Here is a 25,896-nt window from a genome sequence, read left to right as displayed (position 1 = left end):
CCGTTCCTCTGTGTGGCGGTTGTCTCATCTGGCCTCGGGAACGGGTAATAAAGCGGGCCCGCCAGCGCTGCGACCTACACTTAACGAAACTCTCAGCACGACACTTCGAACATCTCTGCCCAACGCACTGCGAAGGATCTCCCGTGGAAAAACCAGTAGTTCTCCTTGCTGAAGAACTCTCGCCGGCAACCGTGGACGCCCTCGGACCGGATTTCGAAATCCGCCAGACCGACGGAGCCGACCGGACCAAGCTGCTCGCCGCCATCGCCGACGTGGACGCGATCCTCGTTCGTTCCGCCACCCAGGTGGACGCTGAGGCAATCGCTGCGGCTCCCAAGCTGAAGGTCATCGCCCGTGCAGGCGTGGGGCTGGACAACGTTGACATCAAGGCAGCCACACAGGCCGGCGTGATGGTGGTCAACGCACCGACCTCCAACATCATTTCGGCAGCCGAACTCACCGTCGGCCACGTGCTGAGCCTCGCCCGGCACATCCCGCAGGCCAGCGCAGCCCTTAAGGGCGGGGAATGGAAGCGCTCGAAGTACTCGGGTATTGAGCTGTATGAGAAGAAGGTCGGCATCATCGGCCTCGGACGCATCGGTGCCCTCGTTGCAGCGCGGTTGCAGGGATTCGGTACCGAGATCCTCGCCTATGACCCCTACATCACCTCCGCCCGGGCGGCACAGTTGGGTGTCCAGCTTGTCACATTGGACGAGCTCCTGGCTGAATCCGACTTCGTCACAATTCATATGCCGAAGACCCCGGAGACCGTCGGCATGCTCGGAGCCACTGCGTTCCAGAAGATGAAGAACACCGCCTATGTGGTGAATGTTGCCCGCGGGGGACTGGTGGACGAGGACGCGCTCTACACCGCACTCAAGGAAGGCCAAATCGCGGGCGCGGGCGTGGATGTGTTCGTGAAGGAGCCCAGCACCGACCTGCCGTTCTTCGAGATGGACAATGTGGTGGTGACGCCCCACCTCGGTGCGTCCACCGAGGAAGCCCAGGAGAAGGCGGGAATCTCCGTAGCGAAGTCGGTCCGTCTTGCGCTGGCCGGCGAGCTCGTGCCCGACGCCGTCAATGTCGCCGGCGGCGTCATTGCACCGGAGGTGCGTCCCGGCATCCCGCTGATCGAGAAGCTCGGCCGTATCTTCACCGCGCTGACCCACGATTCCCTTACCCAGATCGAGGTCGAGGTGGCAGGCGAGATCGCGTCACTTGATGTGAAGGCGCTCGAACTGGCGGCACTCAAGGGTGTATTCACCGACGTCGTGTCCGAACAGGTCTCCTATGTCAACGCGCCGGTCCTTGCTGAGCAGCGGGGAATCAACACCCGACTGGTGACATCAGAACAGTCCGACGAGTACCGCAACGTACTGACCATCCGCGGCGCACTCTCGGACGGGTCCCAGATCTCGGTCGCCGGCACCCTCACCGGACCGAAGCAGATCCAGAAACTCGTCGGTGTCAACGGCTATGACCTCGAAATCCCGATCAGCGAGCATCTCCTGGTGATCCTGTACCAGGACCGGCCGGGAGTTATCGGTACGCTCGGTCAGGTCCTCGGGGAACGCGGGATCAACATCGCCGGCATGCAGGTCGCCCGCAACAAGGAGGGTGGCCAGGCGCTGTCGCTTCTCACCGTGGACAGCTCCGTGCCCCAGGACGTGCTGGAAAGCCTCAAGGAAGCCATCGGTGCATCCGTCGCCCGCGAGGTGGACCTGCAGGACTAATCCCGCCCGACCGTTCACAAAGGCGGCGCCCGCACGAATTTCGTGCGGGCGCCGTCGTATTTTAAGCCGATGTCGTGCAAGCAGAGCTGATGCGGAGCCGGGTGCCGAAGATCACGGCATGGGCGGCCACGCCAACGTCGCCTCCACCGCTTCGCGCGGGAGGGGGCCGAACTCGCGCGAGTCGATGGACTCCGCGCGGTTGTCACCCAGGACAAAAACGTGACCGTCGGGGACAGTAACCGGGCCGAAGTACGTGCCGTCGATCCTCGAATGGTCAACGAAAGGCTCCGGCACCGCCTTCCCGTCTATATAGAGCCGCGCGTCCTCGATGGCGACGGTCTGGCCGCCCACGGCCACCACCCGCTTCAGCACTGTGTCGGTCCCGGCTGGATTGTGGAATGCCACCAGGGATCCCTGAACCGGGTCACCATGGCGATAGAGCAGAACGATGCTTCCCTCGCGGACGGTCGGTTCCATGCTCGACGACGAGACCCAGAGCGGCTCGATCACCCAGATCCGCAGTGCAAGGAGCAGGAACGCCGCGCCGATAAATACCGCAAGCGAGCGGTGCCCGAAGCCGTGCGCCGGCGGCTTGCGTGCCGAGATCACCACGTGGCTACCCATGCTGTTGCGCTCCCAGGCTCGGTTCATTCGTCTACCTTCGAATCGTGCCCCGGGCTGCTTGGGGAAACCCTGATGCCTCCAAGAAATTCATAACGCTCGTGCGGGATTCTTGCGACACCGGCGGGACTCCGTCGGCATCGGTCTTGGGAGGCATTATGGGAACCGCACACAATCCACCGGCGGAGCACTCGCTTGCACAGAAGCGGGCAGTGTTTCCATTCCGGCGCACACTGGCCGCGCTCACCTCACTGGTGATGCTCACGGGCATCGGCCTGCCTTTGGTCGCAGGTCCCGCGCAGGCGGCGCCGGTGGGCCAGGGATTCAAGGTAACGACCTCGGACCTGGCGTTCATTCTGCGCCAGATCAAAATCGCTGAAGCTCACGTCCGCAACACCACGTCCGAGACGGGCCCCTGCGGCGCCCTGCTTGGCACCGCACCGGATCAGGTGCCCGGCCCCCTGGTCTCCTACGGTCTGCGGACCGTGGACGGATCCTGCAACAACTTGCAGGAAGGACGCGATGATTTCGCGGGGTCGAACCGTCTCTTCCCCCGCCTCACTACACCGGAATACCTGGACGCTGACGACGGCGCCATCATCCGCCAGCCCGGTCCCACCACCTACAACGGCGTAGGTAACGTGGTTGACTCCGACCCGCGCGTGATCAGTAACCTCATTGTCGACCAGACCTCCGGCAACCCCGCGGCAATCTCGGCCGCGCAGTATCCCACCCGCACGCAGAGCGGCGCCGACAGCGTGGTGCCGTGCAAGGAAGACGGCACTCCCGCCGGTTGCGTGCCCGCCGGTGAAACCCTCTTCATCCCGAACATCACCACCGACGTCGGCCTTTCGCCTCCCTACAACGGACTGTTCACCATCTTCGGGCAATTCTTTGACCACGGCCTTGACCTTCTCAACAAGTCCGGCAGTTCGGTGTTCATCCCGCTGCAGGCTGATGACCCCCTGATCCCCGGACCGAACGGCAAGCTTGGCGATGCAGACGACCTTCCTCCCCGCCAGCGCTTCATGGTCCTCACCCGGGCCACCAACCAGCCCGGCGAGGACGGCAAACTCGGTACCGCCGACGACATCCGCGAAGCAACTAACCGCACCGGCCCACTGGTGGACCAGTCACAGACCTACAGTTCCGATCCCTCCCACCAGGTCTTCCTGAGGGAGTATGCCAACAACGCCGAGGGCCGGCCGGTCACCACCGGAGCACTGCTGTCATCGGCTGACGACGGCATGGGAACGTGGGCGCTGCTCAAGGCACAGGCGGCTGAGAAGCTGGGCCTGCAGCTCTCGGACATGGACGTGCACAGCGTGCCGATGATCGCCGTCGACCCTTATGGAAAGTTCCTTCCCGGACCTGCCCGGGGGCTCCCGCAGTACGTCACCCCGGACGGCATGGTCGAGGGCAACACCGCCGCTCCCGTACCGGTGCCGGCAAATGCACTCCGCGTCAACGAAGCGTTCCTCGACGACATCGCTCACCTGGCCGTTCCGGCGGCAGGCAAGACGGCCGACGCCGACACCGTGATCAACGCACCCGGTGCACCGACTCCCACCACCTATGACAACGAGATGCTCGATACCCACGCGGTCGCCGGTGACGGCCGCGTCAACGAGAACGTCGCGCTGACCATGGTTCACCAGGTGTTCCACTCGGAACACAATCGCCTGCTCGAGGACATCAAAGCCACGCTGACGGCTGACACCTCCGCCCGCGGCGTTGCTGCTCTGGCCGAGTGGAAGAGCACCGCAGGTGCCGACGGCTGGAACGGTGAGCGCCTCTTCCAGGCCGCCCGCTTCGTCAATGAAATGGAATACCAGCACCTCGCATTCGAGGAGTTCGCCCGCAAGGTGCAGCCGCTGATCGAGCCTTTCGCGAACTACCACGACGACGTCGACCCGGCCATCACCGCTGAGTTCGCCCACGCCGTCTACCGCTTCGGCCACTCGATGCTCACCGACACGGTTTCGAGGACCAACGCTGCCGGATCCACCAGTGATGTTCCGTTGCTGGACGTCTTCCTGAATCCGCCCGCCTATTACGACGGCGGCGGCGGCACCAGGCTGTCCCCGAAGGAAGCAGCCGGTTCGATTGCGATGGGCATGTCAGACCAGGTCGGCAACGAGCTCGATGAGTTCGTGACCGATACCCTGCGGAACAACCTTCTGGGATTGCCCCTGGACCTCGCTGCGATCAATATCGCCCGGGCCCGTGAGACCGGCATTCCGTCGCTGAATAACCTGCGCAGCCAGATCTACAACAAGACCAATGACGGACAGCTGAAGCCCTACACGAACTGGATCGACTTCGGTCTGAACATCAAGCACCCCGCATCGCTGGTCAACTTTGTCGCGGCCTACGGCCAGCACCCTACGATCACCGCTGCAACCACACTGCAGGGCAAGCGGGACGCGGCTACCCTTCTCGTCAATCCTCCGATCGACGCTGCTGAGGGAACGGTTCCCGCCGATGCCGCGGACTTCATGGGCGGCGTCGGAGCCTGGGCAGGCAAGGAAACCGGCCTCAACCAGATCGATCTCTGGGTGGGCGGTCTCGCCGAAAGGACCAACCTCTTCGGAGGCCTGCTCGGCTCAACCTTCAACTACGTCTTCGAGCAGCAGATGCTCGACCTTCAGAACGGTGACCGGTTCTACTACCTGGCACGCACGCCCGGCATGAACCTGCTGGGCCAGCTCGAAGGTAACTCCTTCGCGGAAATCATCATGCGCAATACAAGTGCCACGTCCCTCAAGGCGGACGTCTTCGGTACCTCCGACTGCAAGTTCGACCTGAACCGGCTGCAATTCAGCGGAACCACCGTTCTGGACGATCCGCTGTCGGAGTGCGATGAGGCGGCCCTGCTCATCCGGATGCCTGACGGCACCATCCGTTACCGCACCACCAATTCGGTGGATCCGGCCGGCATCAACGGCCAAAGCGTCTTCAACGGCACGCCCGGGAATGACCGTATCTGGGGCGGCGTCGACAACGACACTTTCCTCGGCAACGACGGCAACGACGTGATCGAGGGAAACGACGGCGGTGACACAGCGCTTGGAGGTGATGGTGACGACATCATCACTGACTCCGCCGGTGACGACGTCCTGAAGGGCGGTCCCGGTCACGACGCACTGGACGCCGGACCCGGCCTGGACCTGATCCTCGGCGGAGACGGCAGCGACTTCATCAACGGCGGAGCCAACACCAACGACTCCTTCGGCGGGGAGGGTAACGACTTCCTGATCGCAGGCGGCGGCAACGACCTGTCCCGCGGCGACGCCGGCGATGACTGGCTCCAGGGCGGCGACGGCGCCGACCTGCTGATGGGCGACAGCGGGGCACCGTTCTTCGATGACCCGAACACACCGGGCAACGACGTCCTCATGGGACAGAACGGTGACGATGACTACGACGCCGAGGGCGGAGACGACATCATGCTCGCCGACCCCGGAATCGAGCGGAACGCCGGTGCCGCCGGGTTCGACTGGTCGTCCCACCAGGTTGACTCGCTCCCCGCCGATGCGGACCTCACCCGCAACCTGCTGGGCGTCCCGCTCCCTGTGAACGTCCTCCGCGACCGCTACGCAGAGGTTGAGGGGCTCTCCGGCGCAGGCAAGAATGACGTCCTGCGCGGCGACAACGTGGTTCCCCGCCTGGTGGAGGGCGAAGGCACCTCGGGCAACAACTGGCTCGACGCCGAAGGCGTGAGCCGGATCAGCGGTCTTGCGGACCTCCTCCCGCCCGGCGCGACAGCGAACGGTGCTATCTGGGGAGAAGGCAACATCATCCTCGGAGGCGGCGGAAGCGACATCCTTGAAGGCCGCGCCGGCAACGACATCCTCGATGGTGATAAGGAGTTGCGCGTACGTCTGAGCGTGCGCACCAACCCTGCTGATCCGGCAACGGAAATCGGCAGCACCGACGGCATGGAGAAGCCTTACCTTCCGGGCAGCTCCCGGACGCTCCAGGCGGCTGTCTTCGCGGGCGAAGTGAATCCCGGAAACATCGTCATAGTCCGTGAGATCGTCGACGCCGGGAAGCCCGGCGACGCGGACTCGGCAGTTTTCTCCGACCTTGAGCAGAACTACACGGTGACTACAGTTCCTTCCGGAGCCAACCCCGGAGACCCGGGAAGCGTCACCACGGTGACTCATCTCGGCGACGATCCCGATGCCCTTCCGGCACTCGGCGTCGGTGACGGCGTTGACACCCTGCGGAACATCGAAAAGCTCCTGTTCGCCGACTCGCTGGCACCCGGAGTGCCCGAGATGTCCGGTGCTGTCGCCGGCGACCGGTCGGCAACCGTGACCTGGAATGCTCCGGTCGCTCCGACCACGGGCTACGAGGTTCGGACGGTGGACGCCAACGGTGCCCCCGTTGGAGCGCTTCGGCAGGTACCCGGCAACCAGACCGAGACTGTTGTCACCGGGCTGGTCAACGGCCAGTCGTACCGGTTCCAGGTGCGGGCATCCAACGAACTCGGCACCAGCGGCTTCTCCGCACTGTCGACAGCGGTTGTTCCGAACGTTGTACCGGCCGCGCCCACGAACGTGACAGGTGTCGCCGGCGATGGCGTCGTCACTCTGTCCTGGACAGCCCCGGCGGCCAATGGCGGCACGGCGGTCACCGGATACAAGGTCCAGGTGCTGGCGGGAGATGCCCTGATCCAGACCGTGTCGTTGACGGGTTCGGCCACAACCACCGATATTACCGGGCTGGCCAACGGCACCGCTTACACCTTCAGGGTGCTCGCGACCAATGCTCTGGGCGACGGTGCGCTGTCCCCAGCATCCGCGGCGGTCAGCCCACGATCCGTCCCGGGAGTTCCGGTACTCGGTGGCGTAACCGCTGCTAACGGATCTGCCACGGTTTCCTGGACCGCCCCCGTATCCGACGGCGGTTCTGCCATCACCGGTTACGCCGTGCAGGTTGTAGGGCCGGACGGACAGCCTGTGGGAGCACTTCGGCCCGCGGGCGCGACCGCGACGAGTCTGCTCGTCACCGGCCTCACCAACGGGACGGAATACCGCTTCCAGGTACGCGCTGTGAACGCACTCGGAGCCGGAGCATTCACGGCCCTGTCACCTGCGGTCAGGCCCACCCAGCCCCAGCTAAAGGAGGACTTCAATGGTGACGGCATCGCGGATCTGGTTGCCCGTGACAGCGGTGGACGCCTGTGGATGTATCCCGGAAGCGGGACGGGCCGCCTACAGACCCGTTCCCTGATCGGGACCGGCTGGCAGGGAATGAGCAGCATCGTTGCTACTCCCGACTTCAGCGGAGACGGGCGTGCGGACATCCTCGCCTATGACTCTTCCGGACGGTTGTGGCTGTACCGCGGCAACGCGGCCGGTGGCGTCCAGACCCGGATTCAAATTGGCAGCGGATGGCTTTCATATACGGTTCTGGCTCCTGGTGACTTTGACGGTGACGCCCGTTCCGACTTGATGGCGCGGGATTCCTCGGGCAGGCTGTGGCTCTATCCAGGAAACGGTACGGGTGGGTTCCAGACACGTCGACAAATCGGTAGCGGATGGAATGACTATCACGTCGCAAGTGCCGGAGATTTCAATGGGGACAGCCGTTCTGACATTATCGCGTACGACCGATTGGGTCGGCTCTGGCTGTACCCAGGAAATGGAGCTGGTGGCTTCATCGCCCGGACGCAGTTCGGTACGGGATGGAACGGCTACACCCTGGTCGGCATCGGAGACCAGACGAGTGACTCCCGCGCGGACCTCGTGGCACGGGATGCCGCGGGCAACCTATGGGTCTATCCGGGCACAGGTACCGGGCGGGTCGGCACCCGTACCGCGATGGGCAGCGGCTGGGGTGCGTTCCTCATCTCCTGATTCGGGTCTTCCCCGATTCGGGTAGTCCAGGCAGAAGGGCCATGGCGGGTAGTTCACCCGCCATGGCCCTTCTGCCTGTGGCGGCCGGGCTACGCGCCCAACGCCAGCCGAGCAGGCACGCGCACGCCCTTCCGGTGCAGCCAAAGGCGGTCTACACGTCCTCGATCCATGCACACAAAACAGCGAGGGTTCCCGCCCATAGGCAGGAACCCTAGCTGTGTCCCGTCTGTGCCTTCCCGCCCCATTGCGGAAAGCACAGCCGGCGGGAGCCCTACGCTGCGGACATCGCCCGCACGAGGAAAGAGTTGAGGACGTGGGACGCCTCGCGGAGGGACTGTCGCACGAGCTGCGGTGATGCCGAAGCGGCTACCGGAGCGACGTTCCGGCTGAGCTGACCATGAAGGACGAGCAGCGCGGAGAGGACGTCGGAGAGTTCGCCTTCGTTTTCTGCCGTCGCCTGAAGGAGTCGGGCGTGAGCAGCTTTGAGGCCCGGGCCGGGCGCGCAGCCCAGTTCCTTGACCATCGCCCGGCGGCACTTCTCGTAGTTCTGCAGGCCCTCGGCGTACCGGCCGGTCCGCTCGAGACCGTCGATCCGGGCCAGCCAGGCGCGTTCGTTCAGGGGATCCATGGCGAGGGCTTCCTGCGCCCACTCGATGGACTCGGACACGGCTCCAAGTGCTGCAGCCGTTTCCGCGGCCAGAACAGTGGCTTCCAGGACGCGGGAGCTGTGAAGTTCCCGCTCGTCCTCGGCCCATGCCGGCAGCAGTTCGTCACCGAGCAGGGGAGCGGTGGCCAGCGCCAGAGCCTCATGGAGCAGGCTCAGCGCTGTCTCCGGAGCACTCTGCTGCGCCTGGCGAAGGAGCTGGTCGAAGCGGAAGACGTCCAGGTCGACCATGGTGGCGTCCATCACGTAGCCGCCCGTGGTGGTGCGCAGGGGTCCCTGCTTGCCGCTGCCCGGCTGAATGTTCCGGCGCAGGACGCTGACGTAGCTCTCGAGCGTTGGGAGGGCTTCCGCGGGCGCGTGCCCTTCCCACAGGACCTCGATGAGGCGGTCCTTCGAAACGGGGTTGCCGAGGCTCAGGAGAAGGATCTCCAGGATCTGGCGTGGCTTCGGTCCGCCGAGGCTCCGTGCGTTCAGGACGGTATCACCACGGCGGATGCGAAGGGAGCCGATGAGCTGAACGCTCAGGAAGGCCGGCACGCCGGGTGCGTCCGCGGGAGTGCCTGAGTGTGACGGTGAGAATGTGTCTGACTGCAACATGAGCGAGACCCTGTCTTTCGTGCTTGTGATGACAGGATCAAAGTTATGGATTCGTGATTGCCCGATCACGAGTAGGGTCTACCCGAAAATATGCCCCCGGTCCTGAAGGATTCGGGGGCGCTACTCGAAATCGTTCGAGTATCGGTCGGGTAGCTACCTGAGTAGCGACCAGGGCTACTCAGATACCACTTAGCGACCGCCTGTGTGGTGTTCAGTTCCGAGCGAGAGGCGGGTTTCACCGTCGTCGCTGAGTACCAGCGCAAGGGCTTTGTTCGGGATCTCGAATACCAGGGTGGCGTCGATTGTCTCGCCCTGCTCCGCCTTGTACTCGGATGGGGACGCCCAAATGACGCGCGGTTCACCGGTCCCCAGCCCGTCAACGAAGTAGTCGGAGGCCTGAAACGAGATCCCGTCGGCTTCCAGCGCTGTCAGTTCGAGTAGCACCCGGACCCGGTGGGCACCGTCGGTCACGGGAGCGTCGAGTGCCTCGCCATTGGTCGGGGGTTCCCAACCGTCCGATTCGAGGGGCAGGATCCCGTTGATCCGGGCGAGTCCGCCGACGACAGTGTCCGATGCGCCCAGCATGGTGGGCGGTTCTTCCTCGACATTGTTGCTGAGCAGCCACGCCGTGCCGCCCAGAACGCCGATCAGGAGCGCGGCGGGAACGAGTACCCGGTGCCGGGAACCGGTCGGGCGGGAGGAGACGCGGCGGTCGTCGAGTTGCTGTGCCATGCAAGTAGTGTTGGCGTCGCACCATGGGAAAACCATGATCGGGGGTGCCCTCGACGCAATGATGCGACAACGAAACGTCGGCAGGGTAACTTTCTATGGTGAGTTCCGCGAAGAAACCCCCGTTCTACATCACCACGGCCATCACGTACCCCAACGGCGTTCCGCACATCGGGCACGCCTACGAGTATGTCGCCACCGATGCCATTGCACGCTTCAAGCGGTTGGACGGGCATGACGTCATGTTCCTGACGGGAACCGACGAGCACGGCATGAAGATCGCCCAGACTGCGGAGAAGGAGGGCATCACGCCCAAGGAACTCGTGGACCGGAACGCCGAGGTGTACAAGGCGGCCCACGCGGACCTCGCCATCACCTACGACCGCTTTATCCGCACCACGGATAAGGATCACTACGCCGCTTCCCAGGACATCTGGCGCCGGATGGAAGCAAACGGCGATATCTATCTCGACAAGTACGCCGGCTGGTACTCGGTCCGGGATGAGGCCTACTACACCGAGGAAGAGACCGAAGTCCGCGAGGACGGCGGCCGCTACTCGAAGGAAACGGACACAGAGGTCACCTGGACGGAGGAGGAGAGCTATTTCTTCCGCCTTTCCAACTACCAGGACCGGCTGCTGGCGCTGTACGCGGACCAGCCCGAATTCGGTGCGCCGCAGTCACGGTTCAACGAGGTCATCAGCTTCGTCAAGCGCGGGCTTGAGGACCTGTCCATCAGCCGCACCACCTTCGACTGGGGTGTGCCCGTTCCCGGCAATCCCAAGCACGTCATGTACGTCTGGGTTGACGCGCTGACCAACTACCTCACGGGAGTCGGCTACCCGGATACCGGGTCGGAGCAGTTCCGGAAGTACTGGCCGGCAGATGTGCACGTCATCGGAAAGGACATTTCCCGTTTCCACGCAATCTACTGGCCGGCATTTCTGATGTCGGCGGGCATCGAGCTGCCCAAGCGGGTCATGATCCACGGTTTCCTGCACAACAAGGGCGTGAAGATGTCGAAGTCCCTCGGCAACGTCATTGCTCCGAAGGACTGGATAGAGCAGTACGGCCGGGACCAGATCCGCTTCTTCCTGCTCCGCGAGGTGCCCTTTGGTGCGGACGGCTCGTACAGCCACGAGGCGATCGTCAGCCGGATGAACTCGGACCTTGCCAACAATCTCGGAAACCTGGCCCAGCGATCCCTATCGATGGTCGCGAAGAACTGCGACGGACTCGTGCCCGCGGCGTCGTCGTTGTCCGATGCCGACCAGCAGATTCTGGCAGCCGCGAACACCCTGCTGGAATCCTGCCGCGCCGCGTACGACAAGCAGGAGATTTCACGCGCGCTCGAAGCGGTCTGGACCGTCCTTGGCGACACCAACGCGTACTTCGCCGAGCAGCAGCCGTGGGTCCTGCGCAAGACGGACCTCGACCGCATGAACACAGTCCTCTACGTGACGCTGGAGATCCTCCGTATTGTGTCCGTCCTGGTGCAGCCCGTCATGCCCGATGGTGCCGGGAAACTTCTAACGGCGCTGGGACAGGGCACTGAGGACGACGACCCCGCACGCCGCTTCGAAGCCATCGCCACACCGCTCGTCACGGGCGTCGCCCTGCCTGCGCCCACACCGATCTTCCCGAAGTACGAGGAGCCTGCCGACGCCTGATCCATGAAGCAGGACTCCCCTTCGAAGCGCGTTCGAAGGGGAGTCCTGCCACGTGAAAGGGAGCGTCAGGAGCGGAAGCGGTCCGCCGCCGTCGTCACCATGATCGCGGCAACCTCCCGCTGCTGGCCGCGGGCACGCTCGGCGAGCTGGGTGAGGCGTTCATGGCTGTACCCGGGGAAGGACCATCCTGCATCGAGCAGCGCGAGCATCGTCTCCCAAAGCGCCTGCTTGCCGCGCACCAGTGACTGCAGGGCCTCCAGTTCAAGCTGGGCGCCTGGTCCCTTGGCCGTATTGCGCGCGTTCAGCGGGTTCACCCGCGCAGCCGCGGCTGCCACATGCGCGAACGCCATCTTCGCGGGGTTAGGGCGATGCCCCTGGGCCTTCAGAGAGGACAGCAGCTCTGCCCGCTCGCCGGTGATTTCGTCGTGAAGGCGCGCCAGGGTGCGTCCGTGTGGGGTGCCCTTCCAAGTCTGCGCGGCGGCCTCAAACAGGCGGACACCTCCCGTCGCTCCGAGAAGATGATCCTCGAGATAGCGAAACAACCATTCCGACTCGCCCTGGCGGGGTTTCTGCACCGATCCTCCTGCTTGCGCTTCACGGCCCGCACGCTGCGGACCGTGAAGCAATCCTTGCAGGTCAGCCCTCTACGGCCAATCCCTGGACGGGGGAGAGCCGGGCGGCCCGGCGGGCCGGCATCACGGAGGCGACCAGACCGGCAAGGATGGCGACCAGAAGTACGCCTGCCAGCTGCAGCCACGGGAACGACGGCGTCACAACGGCCACCAGGCCGAGTGCCGACTGCGCGCCCAACCAGCCATAGATTATCCCGAGCGCGATCCCGATCAGCGCCGCGACGCCTGCGATCAGCACTGCCTCCACCGCCAGCATTCCGCGCAACTGGCCCCGGGTCAGGCCCAGCGCCCGGAGCAACGCCGATTCCCGCGTCCGCTCGAGTACCGAGAGCGACAGTGTGTTGGCCACACCGATCAGGGCGATCAGCACGGCAACGGCAAGGAGGGCGGTGACCACGAGCAGGAGTACGTCGATGATCTGGTGGAATGTTGCGCGTTCCAGGGCCGCTCCCGAGACGAGGTATTCGGACAGGCCGAGGGTGTCGACGATCTCGGTGCGCAGCTGTGTGATTTCGCCGGACGTGAGCGAATCATCGAGTTTGAGCCAGAGTATGCTGCCCGCACCGCTCACATCCGGTACAGGGCCCAATGCAGCCGCCGTCTCCTCGGTGATCAGGGGAACCAGTGTACGGCTTTCAGCTTCGACCACAGGCAGGGAGCGCTCCGCAAATGACCCCTCAACAATGATTTCATTCAGATCAGTGCCGTCCGGCATGATGACCGCGTTATTCCGGGGGTAAGCGGTCTCTGATCGCAGGACCGCCTCTGCGTCGGGCGCCGGGAGCACGTAGACCGTCTGCGCACCGGACTCCTCGCTGGTGGTTGCAACGGGTGTCGGTTCAACAACCGCCTCAACCCCCTCCAGGGCAAGGAGCGTACCTGTGGCCTCCGCAGATTCCTTGTCCTCAAGCATCACTGCCAGGTCCACGGGGTAGTTTTGCGCCAGCGCGTCATCGAATGCCGTTCGGGAAGTCTGCGCGCCGGCCATCATCATGCTGACGAGGGTGACGCCGACAATGAGCGCGGTCGCCGTCGCGGTGGTTCGTGCGGGATTGCGGACGGCGTTGATGGCGGCCAGCGTCCCCGGAACTCCAAGCGGCTTGGCCAGCGCGCCGACCCGCGTGACCAGGGCAGGAACGAACAGTCCCGCGCAGAGCAGGAACCCGAGGAAGGACATCGCGCCGCCGGGCAGCGCGATCAAAAGGTTGGATGAGGCGGCTCCCAGAGCGAGGAGCAGCGCCCCGCCAACGAGCAGCGCCACACCGCTTCCGAGACGGACCCGCCGCCGGCGGGTACGGATGCCTGCGTAATCAGCCGGGCGGAGGGCAGCCAGGGGTGCGACGGCGGTCGCCGCACGCGCGGGCACCAGCGCAGCGGCAATGGTCATCGCGATTCCCACCACCATCCCGGAGACCACAGCGGATACCGGCACGGCCAGCGTCGCGAACTCGCTGCCAGGGATCGTCTGGGCGATCGTCACGAGAGTCCACATGACGGCTGCGGCGAGCAGCACTCCGAGGGCTGACGCGACAGTGCCCACCACCGCAGCCTCGATCAGCACAGAACGCCGGATCTGGCCGCGGCCCGCTCCGATGCAGCGCAGCAGCGCCAGTTCGCGGGTCCGTTGGGCGACGAGAACCGAGAAGGTGTTCGAGATGACAAGCGCTGTCACGATGACCGCAACCACGGCAAATGCCAGGAGGACAATCGTCAACTGGTCCTGGCCACCGGATAACGCGGCAACGCCCTCGGTAGTCTGTTCAGCGGACGTCAGTACCGAAGCGTTGACGCCGCCGTCGTTCAACACGGCGCGCACGGCTTCGCGCACGTTCACCGCGTCAGCACCATCGTCAAGAGCAACCTGCAGCCGGAAAGCGGCAGCGTCAACTGTCAGAGCGGTGAGCTGTGTCTCGACCGCGTGCACCTGAATCATCCCGGCGTCGAACGGGTGGGAGGACGGTTCGCTTAGTCCGACGATCGTCAATGCTATGCCGGAGGACGCAATGCTCTCCTCGAGAGAGCCTTCGCCCAACGTGGCACCCTGAGCTGTGTCACCGATCGCCAGGCCAAGGTGCTCGGCAGACTCACCGTCGATGATGATTTCGCCGTCTGTCTGCGGAAAGCGTCCCTGCTCCAGCGTCAGGTTGTCCAGCTCGGGCGACGCGAAGCTTGCGATGGAGGCAACATCTGTCCGGGAGGACGCACCGAGGACAAACACGCCCTGGACGTCGGCGTGCACCTCCTTGACACCCGGGAGACCTGACACCCGGTCGGCTGCATCCACGGGTAAGGCTGCGCCGTTGGCATCGGAGACCACGAGGTCCGCCTTCGCGTACTCGGTACCGATGCTGTTCTGCAGTGTGGCGGTCGTGGTGCCGCCGACCATGAGGGTGGCTGCGAGGAAACCGACGCCGAGCATCACGGCAAGCGCGACGGCGATGTACCGGCGGGCGTGCCGGGAAACCTGGGAAAGGGCAACGGTGAGCACTGTTACGCCCCCAGCTGCGAAAGCGCGGCGAGGATGGCGTCGGGAGTGCTGCGTTCCAGCTCGCCGACCAGGGCGCCGTCCTGCATCAGGATCACACGATCGGCATAGGACGCGGCCACAGGGTCGTGTGTCACCATGATGATGGTCTGGCCCATCTCCTGGCTGCTGCGCCTGAGGAGAGCCAGTACCTCCGCTCCCGAGCGGGAGTCCAGGTTGCCGGTCGGTTCGTCACCGAAAATCACGTCCGGGCGTGTCAGCAGCGCCCTGGCCACAGCTACGCGCTGCTGCTGGCCGCCGGACAGTTCGTGCGGGCGGTGCGTGAGCCGGGCGCCCAGACCGAGGATGGCGCAGATCTGCTGCAGCCACTGGCGGTCCACCTGCCCTCCGGCCAGCGCAACAGGCAGAGTGATGTTTTGTTCCGCCGTGAGGGTCGGAATGAGGTTGAAGGACTGGAAGACGAAACCGACGCGGTCCCGGCGCAGACGGGTCAGTTCGGCGTCGTTCAGTGCAGTGATATCTGTTCCGCCCAGAAGGATCCGTCCGGAATCGGCGGTGTCCAGTCCGGCGAGGCAGTGCATCAGGGTGGACTTGCCGGAGCCGGACGGGCCCATGATCGCGGTGAAGCGGCCACTGGGAAAACCGACTGTCACGTCACGCAATGCGTGCACTGTGGTGTTGTCCCGGCCGTAGGACTTGTTGAGTGATTCGGCGGCAACTGCTGCAGCAGATACGGACGACGGCTCGATAGCCGTTGAAAGGTTCGGTGTCATGCTTCCACGCTAGAAAATGCGCGGGGTGCTGCGGATCGGGCGGTGGGAGGTTCTTCCTGGCCGATCCCTCCTACCGCGGGATGAGAGCCACCTGCAACCGGGATGAGGAGTTCAGGGTTGAACAACACCGGCTTCATACGCGAGCACCACGACCTGAACGCGGTCCCTGGCACCCAGCTTCGCGAGGATGTGCCCCACATGGGTCTTGACTGTGGCCTCCGACAGGAACAAATCGGCGGCGATCTCGGTGTTGGACCGGCCCTGGGCAATCAGCGTGAACACCTCGCGCTCGCGGGCGGTCAGCGTGGCGACGAGGGTTTTTGCCCGATCATTCGACGCGGACGGCGCCCGGAGCAGGGGAGCAACGTGCGCGAGGAGCCGGCGAGTGGTCGAGGGCGCGATGACAGCATCGCCGCGGTGGACCGTACGTACCGCTTCGAGGAGTTCCTCGGGAGGCGCATCTTTCAACAGGAAACCGCTCGCCCCCGCCTGAATTGCGGCGAGCGCGTATTCGTCCAGGTCGAACGTTGTCAGTACGATGATCCGCGGTCCGGCCCCCTGGGTTTGCTCAAGGATCCGCCTGGTCGCTTCGATTCCGTCCATGCCCGGCATGCGCACGTCCATGAGCACGACGTCGGCTGCCGTGGAACTGAGCACCGACACCGCTTCCATGCCGTTGCCCGCCTGGCAGACGACATCCAGGTCGGGCTGTGAGTTGATCAGCATGGAGAAGCCGCTCCGGACCAGTTGCTGGTCATCAACGAGGGCCACACGGATGGTTGCGGTGGTGGAGGACGGGGTACTCATTCAGGCCTCTGTGTAGGGGATCAGCGCTCGGACACGGAAACCGCCGCCGGCGAGGGGCCCGGTTTCCACCGTCCCATCGTAGAGTTTCAGCCGCTCGGCCATACCCCGGATGCCCTGGCCGCTGCCGCCGCCTTCAACCGCAGCGCTGTCCGATGCGGCTCCCCGGCCGTCGTCGTCGACTGTCACCTCGAGTCCTTTGGCTGTCCAGGCCAGGGAAACATGCGCCGAGGCGCGGGGGCCTGCATGCTTGAGGACGTTCGTCAGGGATTCCTGGACAACCCGGTAGACGGTGAGCTCGGCACCGGTGGGCAGCGGACGCCGCGGCGTACCGGAGTGCGTCAACGCAACTTCCAGGCCGGCCCGGCGCACGGTCTCGATGAGCGCGGGTACCTCCGCCAGCGTTGGCAGAGGACGCACCGGAGCGTTGTCGTCGTTCCTTAACACTCCCAGCAGGCGGCGCATCTCCCGGAGTGACCCTCGACCGGTTTCCGCGATGGTGCCCAGGGTGGACGCGGCGACGGCGGGATCCGCGGCGCTCGCATAACGGGCGCCGTCGGCCTGGGCGATCATGACCGACAGGGAGTGCGCGACGATATCGTGCATCTCCCGGGCGATGTGGCTGCGTTCATCAGCTGCGGCGAGATCGCGTTCCTGCTGGCGCTCGATTTCGAGTCGGTGGGCGCGGTCCTGGAGCGCCTGCAGCGTAAGGCGGCGGTTCCGCGCGAGGTCGCCGAAAGCCCAGCACAGCAGCACCACCGCCACCGCGAAGAAAATGTACAGCGCGTACAGGGGCAGGGCCGCCAACCCGGTCTGGTACTCGTTCAACCCGAACTGCGCTACACCGGCCACCATGCCGAAGCCCGCAACGCCGAGTCCGCCCAGGCTGGCCCAGCGCGGCGCGTACGCTGCCAGGGCGTACACCATTGCGAGGACGCTTACCTGGGCCGGGACCGGCGGTTGGTTGATCAGGAGCTGCCCGACGGAGACCACAGCCACCGTGGAGGCGGCCGCGACCGTCCGGCTGCGCCTCCAGGCCAGGGGGATGGTCAGGGCCGCTGACACGATAAATTCCATGGGCCTGTCCGTGAAGGCCCACGGCAACGCCAGGAGAACGAATGCCGCTGCCGCCACAACGAGGTCTACTGTGCCGTGGTTTTCCCGTAGCCAATGGGCCGACCGGTGGTGCGCATCCATAGGTACCAACTCTAGGGCCGGGAGAAACCGCTAACATCGACCCCTGGGTGGAGTTTGCTACCGGACTCTGGCCGTGGGCGCCGACGTCCTGGCGACAGCGGCATAGCCGGCCTTGGTACCCGTGACTGCGACTGTCAGGGAGGACTGCCGGTCAGCCTTCAGAACGGTGTAGGTTTTCCCGGTTGCACCGGGGATGGGAGTGCCGGCGCGGTACCACTGGTAGGCAAGCGTCGCTCCGGAGGTCCAGGTTCCGGGCACGGCGGTCAGGCGCTGGCCTGCCTTCGGGGTGCCGGTGATCGTGGGGGTAGGCGCGTCGGGAAGTGGGGGAAGCGACGGTGCCGAGGCCCTCGGTGTGAAGGAGAAGTCCCGCACCGTAACCTGCTCCGGCCGGACAGAATCGGGGTACCCGCCCCCGCCACCGGTCACCCACAGGTTGAAGTGGACTGCCTCCCGGGCGGGAACCGGCACTGTGGGTCCCTCCAAAACGGTACGCTTCAGCAGCGCACCGGCGGACCCCTCGCCCGCGAACGTCTCGTAGGTCAGCCTGCCCGGCTCCCATACCAGCCGGTGCGTGAGCACGGGATCAGGGGTGACGTCGAAGTTCACCACTGTGCTGCCGGTTCCGGCCGGCTTTGTCGCGTCGAACCAGTAGCCGTGTCCCTGCCGCACCGGACGGGACTGACCCCAGACTGCACCGCCGCCCCACGCCGATGCCTCGCATACGTCAATCTCGTTATGGCCCGGGAAAGCGTCCGGGTCATAGGTGAACATGCAACCCCAGACCACTTCCTTCTGGAGGGTCTGCAGGTTACGTTCGACCACCGCGGTGTAGGTGCCGTAGCCGAAGCCGCGGCGCGTTGACTGAAACTCCGCCGCCACCGGCGCGGACCCGGTGGGGTTCGTGAGGGCAAGGGTTACCCGCCCGTTGGCGTCGGGCCCGCTGACATTCGCTGGATCGAAGATCCCGTTGTAGTGCGGTCCGCCGGTCCAGGACCGCTTCGCCCAGTTGAAACCCTTCCAGGAGAAATCTCCGGTGGGTCCTGGGTCTGTAGTCATGGTCATAGTGTCCGCCGCCGCAGCACCGGGTAGTGCGCTCGCGGTCAGAACGACGACGACGGCCGCCGCCGCTGTCAGGGGGCGGACGCGGGGAAGGGACACTTTCATGGGACTCCTGAGGCGTGTGGAACGGTGGCGCAGCGTCGGCGCCAGCATCGATTATCCGGACGAACCTGCCGGATAAGCGCAGAGAGAGGTCCTGTGAGAGCGCAAAGTTGGCGCAGGTTTTGCAGCCGAAGAGAGCCGTCTCAATATACGAACCCGAATTGTCCGTGATAAGGGAAGGTTGCCTAGGCTGATTGCATGACTTCAACCAGCATCGACGTGGCAGTGATCCCAGGAGACGGCATCGGACCGGAGGTCATCGCCGAGGCAGTCAAAGTGCTTCGTTCGGCGACGGCCTCAGCAGCCACCGAACTGACCCTCACGGAGTACAAGCTTGGTGCGGAACACTGGTTGGCCACAGGGGAAACCCTGCCCCAGGAGACTCTGGACCGCCTGCGTGGCCATGATGCGATCCTTTTCGGAGCTGTGGGCGCTGCCCCCGGCGATACCCGCATCCCGTCGGGCCTCATCGAGCGGGAAATGCTGCTCAAGCTCCGCTTCAGCCTTGACCACTTCGTGAACCTGCGTCCCTCCCGGCTGTACCCCGGCGTTCCGAGTCCGCTCGCTGAGCCGGGTGAGATCGACTTCGTGGTTGTCCGCGAAGGCACGGAGGGGCCCTACGTGGGCAATGGTGGAGCCTTGCGCACGGGAACCGCGTACGAGATCGCCACCGAAGTGTCGGTCAACACTGCCCATGGCGTCGAACGGGTTGTTCGCGACGCCTTCCGCAGGGCAAGCGAGCGTCCCCGCAGGCACGTCACCCTGGTGCACAAGCACAACGTCCTGGTGCACGCAGGGCATTTGTGGAAGCGTACCGTCGAAGCCGTTGCTGCTGAGTTCCCGCAGGTCAGCCATGACTACCTCCACGTGGATGCGGCCATGATCTTCCTGGTCACGGACCCTGCACGCTTCGACGTGATCGTGACGGACAACCTCTTCGGCGACATCATCACCGATCTCGCCGCCGCCGTCACCGGCGGTATCGGGCTGGCAGCGTCGGGCAACATCAATATGGACCGGACCGCGCCCTCGATGTTCGAGCCGGTCCATGGCTCGGCCCCGGACATTGCCGGACAGCAGAAGGCAGACCCCACCGCGGCGATCCTTTCCGCGGCGCTGCTCCTTCACCACCTGGGCTTCAGTGAGCAGGCAACCCGGATCGAGCAGGCCGTGGAGAACGACGTCGCCACGCGGTCCGGCACGCCACGCACCACCGCGGAAATCGGCGATGCGATTGCCGCTGCAGTGTCCTAAGCTGGTTAGGAACTGTTAACTCAAACTCACCTAACTCGAACTCACCAACTCGAAGTCACCGATAGTGTGGTCCCATGAGGGACCGCCGGTCAGCACCCTCGTGTCCGCCCGCCTTGCATTCGGGGGACAGGTAACCGTGGAGGAATCATGACAGCTACGCAGCTGGAATTCGCGCAGTACCCATCCGCCAGCCCGAAGTCGCAGGCGGACCGGGAGGCAATTCTCGCCAACCCCGGGTTCGGCAATCACTTCACGGACCACACAGTCGTCGTTGACTATTCGGTGGACGCCTCCGGTGGAGGCGGCTGGGGCAATGCGCGCCTCGAAGCGTACGGTCCCATCGCCATGGATCCGGCTGCTGCCGTGCTGCACTACGGCCAGGAAATCTTCGAGGGCATGAAGGCATACCGCCACGCAGACGGCTCGATCTGGACTTTCCGTCCGGAGGCCAACGCAGCGCGGCTCAACCGGTCGGCTGCAAGGATCGCCCTTCCCCAGCTGCCTGAGGAGGTCTTTTTGGAGTCTCTTCGCCAGCTCGTCGCGGCTGACAGGGAGTGGGTGCCCACACGCGATGGCGAGAGTCTGTACCTGCGGCCCTTCATGATCGCAACCGAAGCGTTCCTGGGCGTGCGTCCCGCCCGAGAGGTGTCCTACCGGGTCATCGCCTCACCGGCGGCGAACTACTTCGGCGGCGAACTGGCTCCCGTGTCCATCTGGGTCTCCAGAAACTACGCGCGTGCGGGCCGCGGCGGCACCGGCGCCGCGAAGTGCGGCGGCAACTATGCGGCCTCACTCGCGGCCCAGCTGGAAGCGGAGGCGCACGGCTGCAAGCAGGTGCTATTCCTGGACCAGCTCAACAACAACGCCGTCGAGGAGCTCGGCGGCATGAACGTTTTCTTCGTTTTCAAGGACGGCACTCTTGTTACTCCCGCGCTGAGCGGGACCATCCTCGAGGGAGTCACCCGGGCGTCCATCATCCAGCTTGCGAAGGACCGCGGGCTGAATATCCAGGAGCGCGTGATCACGCTCGACGAGTGGCGCGAAGGCGTGGCCGGCGGAGACATCACTGAAGTCTTCGCCTGTGGGACCGCAGCCGTCATTACCCCCATCGGAGAGCTGAAGGACGGAGACGAGGTCATCAGCGCGCCGGATCCATCTGCGGGCGAGGTCACCATGTCCCTCCGGGAACAGTTGCTCGGCATCCAGACAGGCAAGGTCGAGGACCCTCACGGTTGGATGACACGCCTCGTCTAGGCCCTCCCTGCCCGAAAGCCCGGCTCCCTCGGTGACCAGCTCACCGCGGGAACCGGGCTTTCCGCTTCCCTCAACTGAGCGAGGACTGCGCGAGCGGGAGTGCAGTGCCGGAGCGCAGTACTGCTGTGATCGCAGGCTCAGGGAGCGGCTTGCTGAAGTAATAACCCTGGCCGCTGAGCTCCCCGAGGGACCGGAGGAATGCTGCCTGTTCTGCCGTTTCGATGCCTTCGAAAACCGCCCCGAGACCGGCGGCACGGATGAGCTGGAAAACAGCGGCGACAAACTCGGGTTGCCATGAGCTCCCCTTCGCCGGTTCCTGCAGGATGGATCGATCAACCTTCACCATGTCGACCGGAAGCTGGCGCAGGTAGCTGATGGACGAATAACCCGTGCCGAAGTCGTCAATCTCGATGCAGACTCCGAGCTGCCTGAAACTGAGCAGAGAGTACGTTTCCACTTCACCGCCGCTGACCAGCGCCGATTCGGTGATCTCGATGACCAGCGACTGCGGCGGTACGGACATGCGTTTGAGGAGTCCGCGGACGTAATCGACCATGTCCAGCTGGCGCAACTCGATCGCGGAAATATTGACACGGATCTGGAAGCCCTCCGGGATCAGGAGCGCTGCGCGCCAGATGGCATATTGCTGCAGCGCAGTAGCCATGACCCACCGGTCGAGTTCCGAGATAGCGCCGATCTCCTCGGCGAGCGGAATGAACAATTCCGGTGAGATCATCCCGCGGGTGGGATGCTCCCAGCGGACCAGGACTTCAACGCCGTTGATCGATCCGTCCGCCAGATTGACCACCGGCTGGTAGTGCACGCAAAGCTGGTCGGTGCCGATGGCGTCACGCAGTTCGGAGGCCATCAGAGTGCGCAGCTGGCGGTTGTAAAGCATGACCGGCTCGAAGGTCTTGATGATGCTGCGGCCCTCGTTCTTCGCCGCGTACATCGCGGTGTCGGCCTCGTGCAGCAGGGATGCGGCGGTGTGGTCCCGGGTGGCCAGCCGAAGGCCGATGCTTGCCCGCGGGTGCACGCTGAACTCGCCCACGTCGATGCTGGCGGACAGGGACTCGAGGGCTCGGTTGGCAACCCCGAGGGCAATTTCCATGGTGGCTTCGGTGACGAGGATGGCAAACTCGTCACCGCCCAGTCTCGCCACGGTGTCGGTGGCTCTTACCACTCCGCGCAGGCGGTCTGCGACCTCGCGCAGTACGTCATCGCCCGCGTCGTGCCCGAATCGGTCATTGATGTTTTTGAAGGAATCGAGATCAAGCAGTAGCAGTGCAGGGGGAGGACTGCCCTCTTGCTGCGCGGAGAGAGCCTTCTCGACCTTCTCCACCAGGTCCACCCGGTTGGACAAGCCGGTGAGCGCGTCGGACATCGCCATCCGCTTCATGTCCAGATGCGCCTGATGAAGCATGGCGGTGCGGTTCTCCACGCGCTTCTCGAACTGCCGGTACACCAGCTCGAGTTCCTCCGCGAGGAGATTGACGCCGGTGATCACAGCGTCAACGTCGTCGCGGGCGGGGGAAGGCTTCATCCGGCTGCTGAGGTCCCCCCGCGACAGGCGCACTATGCCATCGACCAGCATGGCCAGGCGGGGATCACCGTCGTCAGCGGTCATGCGTTCTCCCGGAGAGCCACTGGACGGCCGCTCCCTCATCTCCGAAGTAGCGGATGGGGCAGGGCGGCGGTTCCCCTCCCAGGAGGAAGTTTGCGAGCACCCTGTCCACCGCGCTTCCCCCGAGCACTGCGATGGCGGAGGCTGAGCGGGAACGGCTGAGAACTCCCCGTGCCTCACGGCTCAGCGATGCAATACCGGTGATGACCAGCAGAACGGGTCGACGAACCCCAGCGGCTGCCGTTCGTGCCTGGTCAGCGAAGGCCTCGGCGATGTCACGCGTGATGTGTTCGCCCGCAGGCAGCACGAGGCGGATGAGGGAACCCGACACCGGGTCTTCCGGTACGTCGGTTGGCATCAGCCAGAGAGCAGTCATTGCCTAGCGTCGCTTTCCTTGCTGGGGACGCCGCGGCGCCCGGTACTCGAACCTACCGTACAGAAATACGACGACGGCGGTCGTTGCCCTGCCGCATGTCGCGGTTCAGCCGTCGGTCACCGTGGTAGAGGATGGCTTCCCAGTCAGCCTCTTCAGGCGCCTTGTCGATGACGGGTGACTGTTCCTGCCGCGGTGTGCGGGGTGCTACGTACAACCAGTTGAGAACGCCCAGGACCGTGTCAACGGCGGAGTTCTTCAAACCGATGTAGGCCCGGATGGCGTAGAACGCAAGGGTTGCATTGAGGAGGGCGAACGCGGCGTTCACCCAGTTCTCGCTGACAAAATCGCGCCAGAAGGTGAACAGGGAGTAAGCGACGATCAGAAAGGGCACCACGACGTAGAGGGCGGGCGCAGCGGTGCGGTCCTTGACTTTGGGTGTTCTCACGAAGGGGATCTTCTCGCCCGTGAAAGCCTGCTGCACGGACTTGAGGACGCCGGCGAGGTTCACAGGCAGAAGCACGATGTTGAACCCGTAGATCCTGAAAATGTCCGTGAAGCGGTGACCGCAGTCGCGCAGATCGCTGCCCATGGCCAGGAAGTAGGGGAGGGCGGTGATGAAAACAAGCGGGCTGAGCAGCCGGCTGTCGTACGGGTAACCGAGCAGGAACAACAGTCCGAAGCTCGCCCACGCGATGGAAGCCATGTAGTTCACGCGGAGGATGATCTCGCGTTTGAGGATTCGCTCGCGGCGGTGCTTCCGCTCGCGCATCTGGTTCCACAGCTTGGGCAGGATGAGAAGGCCGCCATTTGCCCATCGTCGCCGCTGGACAACGAGCGAGCCGAAGTCCGGCGGTGTGGCGCTGTAGCTGAGCCGTTCCGGATAATTGACGAGCGTCCACCCGTGCGTGCCGAGGTCAACGCTCGACTCGGTGTCCTCAATGACGGTGCGGTCCTGGATGTAGGTCTTGATGTCAAACCCGCCGACACTCTCCACCTCGACAATGTCCTCGATAGCCCGCTTCCGGATGACCGCGTTGGCACCGACCCAGAAGGTGGCACCGTAGTAGGTCATGCCCTGGTGAAGGATGTGCTGGATATCCGTCGTCGCACCGGCGATGCGTTCGATGCGGGTAGGTGCGCCGCGGAAGGATGAGTACGGCGTCTGCGTGACGGCGACCCGCTCGTTGCCGGGAGATTCGAGCAGGTGTACGAGGCGAAGGCAGTAATCGCGCAGGAGGAGGGAGTCGGCGTCGAGCGTGAGGATGTACGTGGAATCCGGGATGTCGAGGTCATCAACATGGTGCTCGACCGACGGACGGAGCACAACGCCGTTGGCGGCTTTTTCCTTGTGCCAGCGGCCGCCCATCAGCGAGATATAGGCGTTGAGGTTCATCGCCTTGTTCGCTTCATGGGAGAGCGAGGCGTAGAGCTTGCGCTCGAAGGTGTTCATGGACGCGGTGAAAATGCGGGCAAGGCGGAGGTAAAGCTCGACCATGCGGTCGGCATCCGGTTCGGCACGCTGAGCCCGTGCAGCCTCGAGGGCAAGAACCGTCAGCCGGAGTTCACGGGCAAGGCCCATCAGAACCAGGTCGACGAAGAACTCGTCGACGTGGTCCTCGACGGCTTCATTCCCCGCCATTGTCTCCAGCCACACGGCGGCAGCTTCGTACTCCGCGATGAGGCGCGGAAGTTCGTCGGCTGCGGGGGTGCCGGCGGCGAGACGCTTCTGGTACTCGGACAACGCCGTGGTGAACCGCATGGAAGGCTCGAGCAATTGGCTTTCGATGTCTGCCGCAAGCGCGCGTGTCGCTTCAAGCCGTGCTGTCACCAACGGATCTGTGGGGTGCGGCGGATCGTCCAGCAGCAAGGTGACGCGGAGGTTCGGGAACTCCTGCAGGGCGGCGGACCAGAGGGTGGCGCGAACAACCTCGGGTTCCTCGGCATAGGAAGGCACCAGGACTGTGATGCCCTCGTCGTAGCTGGCGAAATGCCGATCCAGTTCTCCGCGTGGAACACGGCGGTGGTCCCGGAAGCGATACAGCGCACCCTGCCGCGCCAGGAGGTACATGAGCGCCGAGAACGTCAGAAAGGTCACCACAATGAGGTAAAAAATTGCTTCAAGCTGGAACCGGAAGTCAGCGGCAGCGTTCTCCGACAGTTCCCGAAGGATCGTGGACACCACGTAGGCAACCCAGCCGAGGACGGTCACCACGATTCCCAGGCGTCCCAGCGCGACCTTCCGGCGCGAGGGCTGCGGGTGCACGATCGAAAGTGGCTCCGACCGCTTCTCCGATCCCCATTGACGGCGGCGCGCTCCGGCTCCTGTCGATGTTGGTGCTTCGGCCGCAGCTCTGTGCACGGCAACCTTCTGGTCCATCCGCCCCCCATGAGTTTATGGACGTCCCCCTGCGGAAAGCCCCGTGAGTGTGGCTGACGCAGGTGACGGTCCTGACGT

General features: G+C 64.6%; 17 protein-coding genes. 5 read left to right on the top strand and 12 right to left on the bottom strand.

All coding sequences use genetic code 11. The features are described from left to right. The first annotated feature begins 143 nt into the window (after positions 1 to 143). Complete coding sequence (gene serA, locus M1D74_RS09960; RefSeq protein WP_309071802.1) at positions 144 to 1,733, top strand: phosphoglycerate dehydrogenase; 1,590 nt, start codon at positions 144 to 146, stop codon at positions 1,731 to 1,733. 111 nt (positions 1,734 to 1,844) lie between these two features. On the opposite strand, the gene lepB is transcribed toward serA, so the two are convergent. Beyond that, a complete protein-coding gene (lepB, locus tag M1D74_RS09955; RefSeq protein WP_458115221.1) occupies positions 1,845 to 2,384 on the bottom strand; it encodes a signal peptidase I in 540 nt (179 codons plus the stop codon). Between the two features lie 128 nt (positions 2,385 to 2,512). On the opposite strand from lepB, the gene M1D74_RS09950 reads away from it, so the two are divergent. Next, positions 2,513 to 8,221 carry a peroxidase family protein gene (locus tag M1D74_RS09950; RefSeq protein ID WP_458115220.1) on the top strand — a complete coding sequence of 1,903 codons (5,709 nt, stop codon included), beginning with the start codon at positions 2,513 to 2,515 and terminating at the stop codon, positions 8,219 to 8,221. A gap of 271 nt (positions 8,222 to 8,492) precedes the next feature. On the opposite strand, the gene M1D74_RS09945 is transcribed toward M1D74_RS09950, so the two are convergent. Next, positions 8,493 to 9,482, bottom strand: coding sequence for an AfsR/SARP family transcriptional regulator (locus M1D74_RS09945; RefSeq protein WP_458115219.1), 990 nt, complete (start codon positions 9,480 to 9,482; stop codon positions 8,493 to 8,495). 189 nt (positions 9,483 to 9,671) lie between these two features. Beyond that, the gene (locus M1D74_RS09940; protein ID WP_309071510.1) at positions 9,672 to 10,214 is read right to left on the bottom strand and encodes a hypothetical protein; all 543 of its coding nucleotides are present in this window, start codon (positions 10,212 to 10,214) and stop codon (positions 9,672 to 9,674) included. Between the two features lie 95 nt (positions 10,215 to 10,309). On the opposite strand from M1D74_RS09940, the gene metG reads away from it, so the two are divergent. Next, complete coding sequence (gene metG, locus M1D74_RS09935) at positions 10,310 to 11,881, top strand: methionine--tRNA ligase (RefSeq protein ID WP_458115218.1); 1,572 nt, start codon at positions 10,310 to 10,312, stop codon at positions 11,879 to 11,881. Between the two features lie 65 nt (positions 11,882 to 11,946). On the opposite strand, the gene M1D74_RS09930 is transcribed toward metG, so the two are convergent. The 6 genes from M1D74_RS09930 to M1D74_RS09905 all read right to left on the bottom strand — a co-directional run bounded on the left by M1D74_RS09930 (position 11,947) and on the right by M1D74_RS09905 (position 18,936). Then, positions 11,947 to 12,456, bottom strand: a complete 510-nt coding sequence (locus tag M1D74_RS09930; RefSeq protein ID WP_309071509.1) for a hypothetical protein — start codon at positions 12,454 to 12,456, stop codon at positions 11,947 to 11,949. Between the two features lie 61 nt (positions 12,457 to 12,517). Further along, positions 12,518 to 15,001 carry an FtsX-like permease family protein gene (locus M1D74_RS09925; protein ID WP_458115217.1) on the bottom strand — a complete coding sequence of 828 codons (2,484 nt, stop codon included), beginning with the start codon at positions 14,999 to 15,001 and terminating at the stop codon, positions 12,518 to 12,520. A gap of 2 nt (positions 15,002 to 15,003) precedes the next feature. Next, positions 15,004 to 15,771, bottom strand: a complete 768-nt coding sequence (locus tag M1D74_RS09920; RefSeq protein ID WP_309071507.1) for an ABC transporter ATP-binding protein — start codon at positions 15,769 to 15,771, stop codon at positions 15,004 to 15,006. Between the two features lie 111 nt (positions 15,772 to 15,882). After that, positions 15,883 to 16,578 carry a response regulator gene (locus tag M1D74_RS09915; RefSeq protein WP_458115216.1) on the bottom strand — a complete coding sequence of 232 codons (696 nt, stop codon included), beginning with the start codon at positions 16,576 to 16,578 and terminating at the stop codon, positions 15,883 to 15,885. After that, complete coding sequence (locus M1D74_RS09910) at positions 16,579 to 17,772, bottom strand: sensor histidine kinase (protein WP_458115215.1); 1,194 nt, start codon at positions 17,770 to 17,772, stop codon at positions 16,579 to 16,581. A gap of 57 nt (positions 17,773 to 17,829) precedes the next feature. Then, a complete protein-coding gene (locus M1D74_RS09905) occupies positions 17,830 to 18,936 on the bottom strand; it encodes a hypothetical protein (RefSeq protein WP_458115214.1) in 1,107 nt (368 codons plus the stop codon). 195 nt (positions 18,937 to 19,131) lie between these two features. On the opposite strand from M1D74_RS09905, the gene M1D74_RS09900 reads away from it, so the two are divergent. Beyond that, positions 19,132 to 20,187 carry a 3-isopropylmalate dehydrogenase gene (locus M1D74_RS09900; RefSeq protein ID WP_458115213.1) on the top strand — a complete coding sequence of 352 codons (1,056 nt, stop codon included), beginning with the start codon at positions 19,132 to 19,134 and terminating at the stop codon, positions 20,185 to 20,187. A 147-nt stretch (positions 20,188 to 20,334) separates the two neighbouring features. Continuing rightward, the gene (locus M1D74_RS09895; RefSeq protein ID WP_458115212.1) at positions 20,335 to 21,441 is read left to right on the top strand and encodes a branched-chain amino acid aminotransferase; all 1,107 of its coding nucleotides are present in this window, start codon (positions 20,335 to 20,337) and stop codon (positions 21,439 to 21,441) included. Positions 21,442 to 21,511: 70 nt separating this feature from the next. On the opposite strand, the gene M1D74_RS09890 is transcribed toward M1D74_RS09895, so the two are convergent. From M1D74_RS09890 to M1D74_RS09880, 3 genes are read right to left on the bottom strand one after another with little or no spacing between them, the layout of a single operon-like run. After that, positions 21,512 to 23,068: a putative bifunctional diguanylate cyclase/phosphodiesterase gene (locus M1D74_RS09890; protein WP_309071501.1), complete on the bottom strand. Its 1,557-nt coding sequence runs from the start codon at positions 23,066 to 23,068 to the stop codon at positions 21,512 to 21,514. Beyond that, positions 23,058 to 23,441, bottom strand: a complete 384-nt coding sequence (locus tag M1D74_RS09885; RefSeq protein WP_309071500.1) for a DUF7793 family protein — start codon at positions 23,439 to 23,441, stop codon at positions 23,058 to 23,060. The genes M1D74_RS09890 and M1D74_RS09885 overlap by 11 nt, the downstream gene beginning before the upstream one ends. A 52-nt stretch (positions 23,442 to 23,493) precedes the next feature. Beyond that, a complete protein-coding gene (locus M1D74_RS09880) occupies positions 23,494 to 25,818 on the bottom strand; it encodes a glycosyltransferase family 2 protein (protein WP_458115211.1) in 2,325 nt (774 codons plus the stop codon). Between the last annotated feature and the right edge of the window lie 78 nt (positions 25,819 to 25,896).

The sequence above is a fragment of the Arthrobacter sp. D2-10 genome (assembly GCF_054161285.1).
Note: the sequence above shows the minus strand (reverse complement) of the source record. Positions and strands in the feature narration are given on the sequence as shown.

What these genes read in the sequence shown, in the direction of transcription:
- M1D74_RS09900 (WP_458115213.1), top strand. Translation starts at nt 19,132, where the DNA reads ATGACTTCAACCAGCATCGACGTGGCAGTGATCCCAGGAGACGGCATC.
- M1D74_RS09945 (WP_458115219.1), bottom strand. Translation starts at nt 9,482, where the DNA reads ATGTTGCAGTCAGACACATTCTCACCGTCACACTCAGGCACTCCCGCG.
- M1D74_RS09915 (WP_458115216.1), bottom strand. Translation starts at nt 16,578, where the DNA reads ATGAGTACCCCGTCCTCCACCACCGCAACCATCCGTGTGGCCCTCGTT.
- M1D74_RS09920 (WP_309071507.1), bottom strand. Translation starts at nt 15,771, where the DNA reads ATGACACCGAACCTTTCAACGGCTATCGAGCCGTCGTCCGTATCTGCT.
- M1D74_RS09895 (WP_458115212.1), top strand. Translation starts at nt 20,335, where the DNA reads ATGACAGCTACGCAGCTGGAATTCGCGCAGTACCCATCCGCCAGCCCG.
- M1D74_RS09950 (WP_458115220.1), top strand. Translation starts at nt 2,513, where the DNA reads ATGGGAACCGCACACAATCCACCGGCGGAGCACTCGCTTGCACAGAAG.
- M1D74_RS09880 (WP_458115211.1), bottom strand. Translation starts at nt 25,818, where the DNA reads ATGGACCAGAAGGTTGCCGTGCACAGAGCTGCGGCCGAAGCACCAACA.
- M1D74_RS09910 (WP_458115215.1), bottom strand. Translation starts at nt 17,772, where the DNA reads ATGGATGCGCACCACCGGTCGGCCCATTGGCTACGGGAAAACCACGGC.
- M1D74_RS09885 (WP_309071500.1), bottom strand. Translation starts at nt 23,441, where the DNA reads ATGACTGCTCTCTGGCTGATGCCAACCGACGTACCGGAAGACCCGGTG.
- M1D74_RS09905 (WP_458115214.1), bottom strand. Translation starts at nt 18,936, where the DNA reads ATGAAAGTGTCCCTTCCCCGCGTCCGCCCCCTGACAGCGGCGGCGGCC.
- M1D74_RS09940 (WP_309071510.1), bottom strand. Translation starts at nt 10,214, where the DNA reads ATGGCACAGCAACTCGACGACCGCCGCGTCTCCTCCCGCCCGACCGGT.
- lepB (WP_458115221.1), bottom strand. Translation starts at nt 2,384, where the DNA reads ATGAACCGAGCCTGGGAGCGCAACAGCATGGGTAGCCACGTGGTGATC.
- metG (WP_458115218.1), top strand. Translation starts at nt 10,310, where the DNA reads ATGGTGAGTTCCGCGAAGAAACCCCCGTTCTACATCACCACGGCCATC.
- M1D74_RS09890 (WP_309071501.1), bottom strand. Translation starts at nt 23,068, where the DNA reads ATGACCGCTGACGACGGTGATCCCCGCCTGGCCATGCTGGTCGATGGC.